This window comes from Prosthecomicrobium pneumaticum (assembly GCF_014199915.1).
GTDB lineage: Bacteria > Pseudomonadota > Alphaproteobacteria > Rhizobiales > Kaistiaceae > Prosthecomicrobium > Prosthecomicrobium pneumaticum.
This window is the reverse complement of the sequence record NZ_JACHOO010000003.1, coordinates 314,539-325,590: the sequence shown is the minus strand read 5'-3', so window position 1 is coordinate 325,590 and position 11,052 is coordinate 314,539. Positions and strand designations below refer to the sequence as shown.

Sequence of the window (11,052 nt, the reverse complement as noted above, 5' to 3'; positions counted from 1 at the left end):
GACGGCCGGCCCAATGAGGACCCGGCCCGGGCTCTGCGCGATGGGTCCCGGGTCTCGGCGCTGCCTCGCGCGGGATGACGGGTGTGCGCGGTAGAACCGGCGCTCGAAGCCGCCCCGCCTCACGATTATGGACCCCGGCACGGAGGCCGGGGTGACGGATGCTCTGAGGTGGAGATGGAGACAGCGAAGAAAAGGTTCACCGGTGCCGCGTCCCGCTCCTCATCCCTCTCCAGGGATCAGTGGTAGCGGAGGAGGGATTCGAACCCCCGACACAAGGATTATGATTCCTCTGCTCTAACCGGCTGAGCTACTCCGCCCCATAAGGGTCGCCGTTACCGGCGCCGGGTGGCGCGCATATAAGGAGGTGGGCCGGACGGTGTCAAGCAAGCCGTCCGGCCGGAGGCGGGGCCGTCCACAGGCGCGGCGCGGCGGTCTCAGACGCGCTCGAAGACGACGAGGGAGAAGAAGCCGAGCGGGCCGATGCGGCGCGTCTCGACATGGCGCAGACGCGGATAGCCCATGATCCGGTCGATGGTGAAATCGGTGTGCCAGCCGAGCGAGGCCGAGAGCGGGGCGAGCGCCTCGCCGAAGGTCTTGCGCCAGCCGCGCTGGTCGGAGAAATGGCTGACGAAGACCACCCGGCCGCCCGGCTTCGTGACGCGGATCAGCTCGCTCATCACCGGCGCCACCTCGGGCACGACGGTGATCACGAACATCGCCACCGAAATGTCGAAGCTCTCGTCGGCATAGGGCAGCGCCGCGGCGTCCGCCTCGTCGAGCGCGTCGACATTTGCGAGCCGATCACGGGCGACGCGCTCGCGCGCGATCTCGAGCATGTCGGGGGAGACGTCCATGCCCGTGATGCGATGGCCGTCGCGATAGGCGGGCAGCGAAATGCCGGTGCCGACGCCGCATTCGAGCACGCGGCCGGGCGGGAGCTCGTTGATATAGGCGATCGCCGCGGCGCGGCCGGCGCGGAAGCCGGTGCCGAACACCCGGTCATAGACCGGCGCCCAGCGCGCATAGGCCCGCCGCACCGACGGCACGTCGACCCGGGCTTTCCGCCGCGGGGGCCGATTCTGCCGGCTCTTCAGCTTCTTGGCGACGTCGTCGAGCATGGCGGATCCCCGTTTCCAATGCGATCGTCAGATGGAGGCCGGCTGCGGCGCGTGGTCCCTGCCAACGCCGGAAGCCGGAGAATCGCTCCGCATTCCCCGCTCGATGAACCCGCCGCCGAGGACACGGGCGCCCGCGCCCTCGCCATCATAGAGAACGCAGGCCTGGCCCGGCGCGACGCCCGTCTCGCCGATCGCCAGCTCGACGAAGGCGCGGCCGCCTTCGCGGAACAGCCGCGCCGCCTGCGGCGGCCGCGTCGAGCGCACGCGCGCGAACAGCTCGATGCCCGCCTCCGGCAGGTCGCCGAGGCGCGAGCCACCGATCCAGTTGAGATCGCGCAGCGCCAGGCGGTGGGTGGCGAGCGCCTCGCGGGGGCCGACGACGACCCGCGCCGTTTCCGCCTCGAGCCGCACGACATAGAGCGCCTCGCCGCTCGCCACGCCGAGGCCGCGGCGCTGGCCGACGGTGAAGCGGAAGATGCCGTCATGGCGCCCGAGCACGCGGCCGTCGACATGGACGACCTCGCCCGGCCTGCCAGCATGCGGCTTCAGCTTCTCGATCACGTCGGAATAGCGGCCCTGCGGCACGAAGCAGATGTCCTGGCTGTCCTGCTTGTCCGCGACCGAGAGGCCGAGCTCGCGGGCGATCGCCCGGGTCTCGGGCTTGGTCAGCCCGCCGAGCGGGAAGCGCAGGAAGGCGAGCTGCTCCGGCGTGGTCGCGAAGAGGAAATAGCTCTGGTCGCGATCGAGATCGGCGGGGCGGAACATCCCCCGTCCGCCGCCGGGAAGCGCCCGGCTGTCGACATAATGGCCGGTGGCGAGCGCCGCCGCGCCGAGCTGGCGGGCGGTCGCCATCAGGTCGGAGAACTTGACCGTCTGGTTGCAGGCGATGCAGGGCACCGGCGTCTCGCCGGCGAGATAGCTCTCGGCGAAACGGTCGATCACCTGCTCGCGGAAGCGCGCCTCGTAATCGAGGACGTAATGCGGGATGCCGAGCGCCTCGGCGACGCGGCGGGCGTCGTGGATGTCCTGCCCCGCGCAGCAGGCGCCCTTGCGGTGCGTCGCGGCGCCATGGTCGTAGAGCTGCAGCGTCATGCCGACGACATCGTAGCCCTGGCGCTTCAGGAGGCCGGCGACCACGGACGAATCGACCCCGCCCGACATCGCGACCACGATCCGGGTATCCTCCGGGCGCCCCGGCAGGTCGAGACTGTTGAGGGTGTGAGCCATCGCGCGGCGGACTATAGCCGCGATCCCGTCATCTTCAAGGCGGGTCCGGTCTTTTGCCGCATCGCACCGGCGCGGCTGCGGACCGCGCGGCGCGACCTCGCCAACCCCATGGCCCGCCCGGGTTCCCGCATCGCGTGCGGTGCAGCGGGGGAGGTGCCGCAGCGGCATCCATGGGGAAGCGCCGGAGCCCCGCCGACGGACCGCGCGGGCGCTAAACCTTGAGGCGAATGAGAGAGTTCCGCTTAGGCAAATTTTAAAAGGACTTCTCTACGTTCGCCCCCATCGGTTCAGGACGAGTGTGAGTGTAGAATGACCGAACAGATCAGGCCGCGGGTCAAATATGTGATCGGACCCGACGGCAGCCCGCTGACGATCGCCGATCTTCCGCCGCGGGACACCAAGCGCTGGGTCATTCGACGCAAGGCCGAAGTGGTTGCCGCCGTCCGGGGCGGTCTCCTGAGCCTCGAGGAAGCCTGCAGCCGCTATACGCTGACCGTCGAGGAATTCCTCTCCTGGCAGCAGTCGATCGACCGTCACGGCCTCGCCGGGCTGCGCACCACGCAATTGCAGAAATACCGCGAACCCTGAGCGGACGCCGGTCAGCCCGGTGCGGCCGGCGGATCGGTGCGGCGGAAGGGCCGCGCCAGCCCGTGATAGAGCCGCTCCGGGCAGACGAGCGCGGCGACGCCTTCCGCGATCAGCGCCGTCGCGATCAGGATCAGCACCATCTGCCGGCTGCCGGTCATCTCCATGATGATGATCACGCCGGTGAGCGGCGCCCGAACGACGCCGACGAAATAGGCCGTCATCGCGATGAGCGCGACAGCGCCGAGCGGGCTGCCGGGAAAGAGCGGCGCGACGAGGCCGCCGAGCCCGGCGCCGATCGACAGCGAGGGCGCGAAGATGCCGCCCGGAATGCCGCTCGCGGCGGTGGCAAAGCCGGCGAGGAGCTTCGCCGGCGCGAACCAGAGCGGCTGCGCCTCCCCCTCGATCAACGCCTTGGCGGGCTCGTAGCCGGTGCCCCAGGTGAGCCCGCCGGTGGCGACGCCGATCGCCGCGACGAGGAGGCCGCAGCCGGCGGCGAAGAGAAGCGGGCGGCTGCGGACCCGGCGGACCAGCGCCGAGCCGCCGCCGAGCACCAATAGCAGCGCGCGCGAGAACCCGCCGCCGGCGAGCCCGCCGATCACTGCGACGACGGGCACGAGATAGAGCGCCTGCCGCAACGGCAGCGCATCGCCGATCGAGCCGAAATAGAGATAGTCGCCGGCGATGCCGAGGCTGACGAGCCCGCCGATCATCACCGTCGCCATGACGAGAAGGGCGAGCCGCTGCTCATAGGCGGCGGCGAGTTCCTCGATCGCGAAGGCGATGCCGGCGAGCGGGGTGTTGAAGGCGGCGGAGACGCCCGCCGCACCGCCGGCGATGACGACCGCGGCCGAGAGCGGCACGCGGAACGCCCGGTGCACGGCGACCATCAGCGCCGCGCCGACCTGGACGGTCGGCCCCTCGCGCCCCGAGGAGGCGCCGAGGGCGAGGCCCGCGACGGTGAGCACGAGCTTCGCCGCGGCGGTCGAGAGCGCGACGAGCGGCGAGCGCTCGGGCTCCGGCAGCGTCGCCGCCACCATCACCTGCGGGATGCCGGAGCCGCGCGCCTCGGGCAGGTAGCGCAGCGTGAGAAAGGCGAGAAGCGCGAAGCCCAAGGGCGTGACGAGGAGCGCGGCGAGCGGAAAGGCGGCGATCGCCCGGGCGAAGCCGCTCTGCGCGAGGTCCGCCGCGGCGGCGAAGCCGAGGGCCGCGAGACCGATCAGCACCGCGCCGACGAGGCTGGCGGCGCGGCGGCGCAGCGTCTCGGCGAGGATGGGATTGCGGGAGAAGAGGATCATCGGCGGGGAGCATCCCGGCGGGGAGGAACGCCCCTTCTAGGCGCCGCCGACGGCGGGGGAAAGGCAGCGCACCGGCTTTCGACCGGGACGGGACGCCGCGGGGGTGTCCCGTCCTTCGCCGGAACCCCGCGGCTCAGAGGTCGACCGGCACGCCGTTGTCGAGCACCAGCACCTTCGCCTCGGCGCCCCGCATGCCCTCGACGAAGCGCTCGGGCGTCGCGTCGATCAGCGGGAAGGTGCCGTAATGGCAGGGGATGACGGTTTCGAAATGGAAGAAGCGGCGCGCCGCCATGGCGGCGACGGTGCCGTTCATGGTGAACCGGTCGCCGACCGGCAGGATGCCGATCTTCGGGGCGTAGATCTCGTCGATCAGCGCCATGTCCGAGAAGATGTCGGTATCGCCGGCATGATAGAGCGTCTTCTCGCCTTCGGCGCGGATCACGATACCGTGCGGATGGCCGAGCGCATGCGAAACGCCGTTCTCGTCGACCGTCGCGGAGGAATGGTGCGCGACCGTATAGGAGACGCGGAAAGCGCCCTGATCGGTGGTGCCGCCGGTGTTCATCGGGTCGAGCTTCTGGACACCTTTGCGGCCCAGCCAGGAGCAGATGTCGGCATCGGCGATGATCTTCGCGCCGGTCTCCTTCGCGATCGCCGCGGCGTCGCCGAGATGGTCGCCATGGCCGTGCGTCAGCACGACATGGGTGGCGCCGGCGCTCGCCGCCCCGACGGTCGCCTTGAACACCGGATTGCCGGTCAGGAAGGGGTCGATCAGGATGACGGCACCGGCGATCTCGATGCGGAAGGCGGAGTGGCCATACCAGGTGAGCTTCATGGCGGGGTCCTTTCTGCGGTCGGAGGAATATGGATCGGCGAGGCGGCGCGGCGAGGGACGGGCCTCGCGTTGCGGCGCGGAAGCGATTGGGCGATAAGGACGGCCGGAACGAGATCGGTCAAGCGAGCGGGTGAGAGATGTCCGTGACGGCGCGGCGCGGCGCGATGCAGCGCCTGTTCGATCGCATCATGCTGATCGCCGCCGGGCGCAATGCGCTCTGGGTGCTCGCGCTCGTCTCCTTCACGGAGGCCTCCTTCTTCCCGATCCCGCCCGATCCGGTGCTCGCCGCGATCGTGCTCGCGCGGCGCGAGCGCTGGCTCGCCGCGGCGCTCGTCTGCACCGTCGCCTCGGTGGTGGGCGGACTGTTCGGCTATGCGATCGGCGCCGGGCTCTATGAGGCGATCGGCCGCCCGGTGATCGCCTTCTATCATCTCGAGGAGGCCTTCAATACCTTCCAGCAGCGCTTCAACGAATGGGGCGCCTGGATCATCGTGGCGAAGGGCTTCACGCCGATTCCCTTCAAGCTCGTCACCATCGCCTCGGGCGTCGTCCATATGGACCTGACCACCTTCACGGTGTCCGCCCTCCTCACCCGCGGCGCGCGCTTCCTCATCGTCGCGGCGCTGTTCTGGGCCTTCGGGCCGCAGGCGCGGGCGATCATCGACCGCCATTTCAACACGGTGATGATCGCGGGTATCCTCCTCATCGTTCTGGGCTTCGTCGCCGTCGTCTATATCTGACCCCATGGCCGCGACGATCCTCACCCTCGACGCCCTTGCGCCCGCTTTGCCGCCGGCGGCGGTCTTGTTCGGCCTCGATCTCGGGACGAAGACGATCGGCGTCGGGCTGTCCGATCTGTCGCGGCGTTTCGCCTCGCCGCTCACCACCATCATCCGCAAGAAGTTCACCGCCGATGCCGAAGCGCTGGCCGCGCTGATCGCCGAGCACCGGCCGGCGGCGCTCGTCATCGGCCTGCCGCTCAACATGGATGGCTCGGAAGGACCGCGGGCTCAGGCGACGCGCGCCTTCATCCGCAATCTCGCGCCGCGGCTCGACCTGCCGGTGGTGTTCTGGGACGAGCGGCTGTCGACGGTCGCGGTCACCCGCACGCTGATCGAGGCCGATACGAGCCGGAAGAAGCGGGCCGGACTGGTCGACAAGATGGCCGCCGCCTTCATCCTGCAGGGCGCGCTCGACCGGCTGCGGCGGATCGCCGAGGACGCGCGCGACGCCGAAGAGGACGCGGCTTCCGCCCGCGACGATCAGAGCTTCGGGCAGACATAATCGACGAAGGCCCGCGCATCGAAGCGCGCGTCGAGCATGCCATAGGTCGCTCGCCAGGGCTTGCCGAGCCGCGATTCGAGGAAGGCGTCGGCGACGACGGTCGGAAAGCGACGGCGGAGCGCCGCAGCCGCGACGGTCAGCCCGAGCTGTTCGACGAGGATGCGCGCGGAGCCCTCGTCGGCGAGCGCGACCGCGCCGGCGGCGCGCAGCACGTTGAGCGTCGAGCGGGCGGCCTGGCCGAGGCCGTCCTCGATCACCGCGAGCACGGCTTCGAGCGGATCGGACGAGCGGCGCAGCACCCGCACCACGTCGAGCGCCAGTATGTTGCCCGGTCCGTCGAGGACGGCGAGCGCCGGCATGGCGCGATAGGCGCGGGCGAGCGGCCCCGCCTCGTCGAGGCCGGCGGCGCCCATCGCCTCGATCGCCTCGGCGATCAGGGCAGGGCCGATCTTGGCCGTCAGATAGCGCACCACCGGCGCCATCAGCCGCGCGAAGGCGGCCTCGAGCGGCTCGTCATGCGCCCGGTCGATCGCCTCTGCGAGGCGGAAGGCGAGCGCGGCGAGCGCCACGACGTCGAGGGCCATGTCGGCGAGCACCCGCGTCATCAGCGTCTGGTCGATCAGCGGAGCGCCGAAGGCGCGGCGATGGCGGGCGAAATGAGCGGCCTCTGCGAGCCCCTGGCGGAGCAGCCCGGCAGCGATCAGCGCGCCGTCGAGGCGGGCGAAGGCCTGGGTGTCCTGAACCGTCACGAGGCCGCGGCCGACCTCGCCGACCGGCAGGCCGAGCGTGCCGGTGAACTCGATCTCGGCGGCGGGGAGCGCGCGGAAGCCGAGCGCCGGCTTCAGCCGGACGATGCGGAACGGGTTGCGCCGGCCATCCGGCGTGAACCGCGGCACCAGGAAGAGGGTCAGGCCCTCGAGCGTCTGCGCGGTGACGAGCAGGCCGTCGGCGGTCGGCGCGGCGACATACCATTTGTGGCCGACCAGCCGGTAGAGCGAATCCCCCGCCGTTTCGGCGCGCGTCGAAGCGGCGCGCAGGTCCGAGCCACCCTGCTTCTCGGTGGTGGCGAAACCGACGATCGCGCCGGTCTTCTCGGCGAGCGGCAGGCTGCGCGGATCGAACCGCCGCGACCGGGCGAGCGGCAGCCAGGCCTCGCTGAGCTTCGGGGCATGGGCGAGCGCGGCGAGCGCGGCATTGTTCGCGATGATGGGCAGGAGATGGCCGGGTTCGACCTGCGCCGCCATCATCAGCCGCGCCGCGCGGGCGACGGCACGGACACGCGCCTCCTCGCCGCCGGCATCCCAGATCGAGGCGTGAAGGCCCGCGCCGACGCTGCGCCGCATCAGGGCGTTCCAGGCCGGATGCGTCTCGATCGCGTCGAGCCGCGCGCCGCCGGCGTCATGGCTGCGCAGGACCGGCGGATTGGCCTCGAGCACACGGCCCAGATCGCGGATCTCCGCCGCCCCCCATTGCTGGCCGAAGGTCGACAGGCCGTCGACGACCGAGGCCGGCAGCCCTTCGACGAGGGCGCCGAGCACGGGATCGGACGACAGCAGGTTGCCGGCGGCGATGGCCGGCACCCGATTCGTCACCTCGTGTGTCTCGAACTCCGGCAGCACGCCGAACCCCCACGCCGCTCATGAATGAGGCCAATGGTCGACGGTCAAGGTTAACAGGGCGGAAATTCGGCCGCTGCGACGGTAAGAAAAGAGGCGAAGACGGACGGAGGAATCCTGTGCCGATCGTCCTCCGCCGCCTTGCCGCCCTCCCCGACTCCGCCTATAGGCGTCGCTTCGATGGACAGCGCATCGAAGACGCGCGGCTTCGCGCATCGCCACCTGCTCGGCATCGAGGGACTGACCCCGGCCGAGATCGTCACCCTTCTGGACCTCGCCGAGGAGGCCGTGGCGGTCAGCCGCCAGGTCGAGAAGAAGAAATCGGTGCTGCGCGGCCGCACCCAGATCAATCTCTTCTTCGAGGCCTCGACGCGGACCCAGTCCTCCTTCGAGATCGCCGGCAAGCGGCTCGGCGCCGACGTGATGAACATGTCGGTCGGCGCCTCCTCGGTGAAGAAGGGCGAGACGCTGGTCGACACGGCGATGACGCTCAACGCGATGAACCCGGACATTCTCGTCGTCCGCCATCATGCCGCGGGCGCCGTGCACCTCCTCGCCCAGAAGGTCGGCTGCTCGGTCGTCAATGCCGGCGACGGTGCGCACGAGCACCCGACCCAGGCGCTCCTCGATGCGCTCACCATCCGCCGCCACAAGGGGCCGATCCACCGGCTGCGAATCGCGATCTGCGGCGACATCCTCCATTCCCGCGTCGCGCGGTCGAACATCCTGCTCCTCTCCGCCCTCGGCGCCGAAATCCGCTGCGTCGGCCCCTCGACGCTGCTGCCGAAGGCGCTCGACCGGCTCGGCGTCGACATCTTCACCGACATGCGCAAGGGGCTCGAGGGCGCCGACATCGTCATGATGCTGCGGCTGCAGCGGGAGCGGATGGACGGCTCCTTCGTGCCGTCGGTGCGGGAATATTTCCGCTATTTCGGCCTCGACGCCGAGAAGCTGGCGCTCGCCGCGCCGGGCGCGCTCGTCATGCATCCCGGACCGATGAACCGCGGGGTCGAGATCGATTCGGAGATCGCCGACGGGCCGCAGAGCCTGATCCGCGAGCAGGTCGAGATGGGCGTCGCGGTGCGGATGGCGGTGCTCGAGGCGCTCGCCCAGCACCTGCCGAACTGAGGACGGGACGATGGACAGCCTCTCCCGCCCGATCGTCTTCGAGAATGCACGCGTCGTCGACCCCTCCCGCGGACTGGACGCGCCCGGCCGCGTCGTCGTGACGGACGGCGTGATCAAGGCGGCGGGCCCCGGCGCGACCGGCACGCCGGACGGTGCCGAGATCGTCGACGCCGCAGGTCGCATCGTGGCGCCCGGCCTCGTCGACGTCCGCGTCTTCGTCGGCGAGCCCGGCGCCGACCACCGCGAGACCTTCGCCTCGGCCGGCCAGGCGGCGGCCGCCGGCGGCGTGACGACGATCGTGACGATGCCCGACACCGACCCGGTGATCGACGATCCGGCGCTGGTCGATTTCATCGCCCGGCGGGCGCGCGACACCGCGGCGGTTCGGGTGCTGCCGATGGCGGCGCTCACCAAGCATCTCGCCGGCCGGGAGATGACGGAGATCGGCCTGCTGCGCGAAGCGGGCGCGGTCGCCTTCACCGACGGGCGGAGATCGGTCGCCAACCCGCAGGTGATGCGGCGCGCCCTCACCTACGCCAGGGATTTCGGCGCCCTGATCGTCAACCAGCCGACCGACGCCGATCTCGTCGGCGCGGGAGTGATGAACGAGGGCGAGACGGCGATGCGCCTCGGCCTGCCGGGCATCCCGAAAGAGGCCGAGATCATCGTCGTCGAGCGCGACGTGCGGCTCGCGGCACTGACCGGCGGGCGCTATCACGCGGCGCAGATCTCCTGCGCTGAATCGCTCGACGTCGTCCGTCGCGCCAAGAAGGCCGGGCTCGCCGTCACCTGCGGCGTGTCGGTCGCCCATCTGACGCTGAACGAGCGGGACATCGGACCCTACCGCACCTTCTTCCGCATGACGCCGCCCTTGCGCGCCGAGGAGGACCGGCAGGCGATGATCGACGGCGTCGCCGACGGCACGATCGATGTGATCGTGTCGAGCCACGACCCGCAGGACGTCGACACCAAGCGGCACCCCTTCGCCGAGGCGGCCGATGGTGCGGTTGGGCTCGAAACGCTGCTCGCGGCGGCACTGCGGCTCGTCCATGACGGCCGCACCGATTTTCTCACGCTTTTCCGCGCCCTGTCGACCCGTCCGGCCGAACTGCTCGGTCTTCCCGGCGGCCGGCTGGCGCCGGGCGCGCCGGCTGATCTCGTCCTCATCGATCCCGACATGCCCTGGATCTGCGCCGCCGAGGGCCTGCGTTCGCGCTCGAAGAACACGCCCTTCGAGGGCGCCCGCTTCTCGGGCCGGGTGCTTCGGACGCTCGTTGCCGGGCGGACCGTCTACCGCTACGCTCAATCCTAGGTCGCGGCGACGCGGGGGCCGCAAGAGGGGGACGCGATGTTCGCATCCGGCTGGACCATACCGCTCGAACAGATGCTGATGGCGCTCGCCTTCGGCTATCTGCTCGGCTCGATCCCCTTCGGCCTGATCCTCACCCGGCTCGCCGGGGCGGGCGACATCCGCCAGATCGGCTCGGGCAATATCGGCGCCACCAATGTGCTGCGCACCGGCCGCAAGGGCCTCGCCGCGGCGACCCTTCTAGGCGATGCACTGAAGGGAACGGCGGCGGTGGTGATCGCCGGCCGCTACGGGCTCGAGCCGGCGCTCCTCGCCGGCTTCGCGGCCTTCATGGGCCATCTCTTCCCCGTCTGGCTGCGCTTCAAGGGCGGCAAGGGCGTCGCGACCTTTCTCGGCGTGCTGATCGGCATCGCCTGGCCGGGCGCGATCGTCTTCGCCGTCGTCTGGCTCGCGGTCGCCTTCGTCACGCGCTTTTCCTCGCTCGGTGCGCTCGCCGCCTCGGTCGCGGTGCCGATCGCCCTCGCCCTGCTCGGCAGGCCGGCCGAGGCGCAGCTCTTCGCCGTGCTCGCGGTGATCGTCTGGATCCGCCACGCCGAGAACATCAAGCGCCTGCTGGCCGGCACCGAGAGCCGGATCGGCAAGAAGGGCTGAG

At 70.7% G+C, this 11,052-nt stretch carries 11 protein-coding genes and 1 tRNA gene; 6 read left to right on the top strand and 6 right to left on the bottom strand.

Going from position 1 to position 11,052, the window contains the following annotated elements:
* Positions 1–240: 240 nt before the first annotated feature.
* The 3 genes from GGQ63_RS08640 to mnmA form a co-directional block, all read right to left on the bottom strand.
* Positions 241–317 (bottom strand) — tRNA-Met (locus tag GGQ63_RS08640).
* A gap of 117 nt (positions 318–434) precedes the next feature.
* Positions 435–1,118: a class I SAM-dependent methyltransferase gene (locus GGQ63_RS08635; RefSeq protein WP_183854708.1), complete on the bottom strand. Its 684-nt coding sequence runs from the start codon at positions 1,116–1,118 to the stop codon at positions 435–437.
* Positions 1,119–1,145: 27 nt separating this feature from the next.
* Positions 1,146–2,345 carry a tRNA 2-thiouridine(34) synthase MnmA gene (gene mnmA / locus GGQ63_RS08630; protein ID WP_183854706.1) on the bottom strand — a complete coding sequence of 400 codons (1,200 nt, stop codon included), beginning with the start codon at positions 2,343–2,345 and terminating at the stop codon, positions 1,146–1,148.
* Between the two features lie 309 nt (positions 2,346–2,654).
* On the opposite strand from mnmA, the gene sciP reads away from it, so the two are divergent.
* Positions 2,655–2,933 (top strand): CtrA inhibitor SciP, encoded by a 279-nt coding sequence (gene sciP / locus GGQ63_RS08625; RefSeq protein WP_183854704.1) that lies wholly within the window; start codon positions 2,655–2,657, stop codon positions 2,931–2,933.
* A gap of 11 nt (positions 2,934–2,944) precedes the next feature.
* On the opposite strand, the gene GGQ63_RS08620 is transcribed toward sciP, so the two are convergent.
* The gene (locus tag GGQ63_RS08620) at positions 2,945–4,228 is read right to left on the bottom strand and encodes a chloride channel protein (protein ID WP_183854702.1); all 1,284 of its coding nucleotides are present in this window, start codon (positions 4,226–4,228) and stop codon (positions 2,945–2,947) included.
* A 133-nt stretch (positions 4,229–4,361) separates the two neighbouring features.
* Positions 4,362–5,063 carry a metal-dependent hydrolase gene (locus GGQ63_RS08615; protein WP_183854700.1) on the bottom strand — a complete coding sequence of 234 codons (702 nt, stop codon included), beginning with the start codon at positions 5,061–5,063 and terminating at the stop codon, positions 4,362–4,364.
* Positions 5,064–5,200: 137 nt separating this feature from the next.
* Here GGQ63_RS08615 and GGQ63_RS08610 point away from each other — a divergent pair, with 137 nt between their 5' ends.
* Complete coding sequence (locus GGQ63_RS08610) at positions 5,201–5,803, top strand: YqaA family protein (RefSeq protein ID WP_183854698.1); 603 nt, start codon at positions 5,201–5,203, stop codon at positions 5,801–5,803.
* 4 nt (positions 5,804–5,807) lie between these two features.
* On the top strand, positions 5,808–6,347 hold the full coding sequence (ruvX, locus tag GGQ63_RS08605) for a Holliday junction resolvase RuvX (RefSeq protein WP_183854696.1): 540 nt from the start codon (positions 5,808–5,810) through the stop codon (positions 6,345–6,347).
* Here the strand turns inward: ruvX and GGQ63_RS08600 are convergent.
* Positions 6,326–7,927 carry an acyl-CoA dehydrogenase family protein gene (locus GGQ63_RS08600; protein WP_343061115.1) on the bottom strand — a complete coding sequence of 534 codons (1,602 nt, stop codon included), beginning with the start codon at positions 7,925–7,927 and terminating at the stop codon, positions 6,326–6,328. The two genes, ruvX and GGQ63_RS08600, sit on opposite strands and share 22 nt — an antisense overlap.
* A 216-nt stretch (positions 7,928–8,143) precedes the next feature.
* On the opposite strand from GGQ63_RS08600, the gene GGQ63_RS08595 reads away from it, so the two are divergent.
* Genes GGQ63_RS08595 through plsY form a run of 3 tightly spaced genes read left to right on the top strand, consistent with a single transcriptional unit; the run spans position 8,144 to position 11,051 of the window.
* Positions 8,144–9,091 (top strand): aspartate carbamoyltransferase catalytic subunit, encoded by a 948-nt coding sequence (locus tag GGQ63_RS08595; RefSeq protein WP_183854692.1) that lies wholly within the window; start codon positions 8,144–8,146, stop codon positions 9,089–9,091.
* Between the two features lie 10 nt (positions 9,092–9,101).
* A complete protein-coding gene (locus GGQ63_RS08590) occupies positions 9,102–10,403 on the top strand; it encodes a dihydroorotase (RefSeq protein WP_183854690.1) in 1,302 nt (433 codons plus the stop codon).
* A gap of 36 nt (positions 10,404–10,439) precedes the next feature.
* Complete coding sequence (gene plsY / locus GGQ63_RS08585) at positions 10,440–11,051, top strand: glycerol-3-phosphate 1-O-acyltransferase PlsY (protein ID WP_183854687.1); 612 nt, start codon at positions 10,440–10,442, stop codon at positions 11,049–11,051.
* Position 11,052 lies beyond the last annotated feature (1 nt).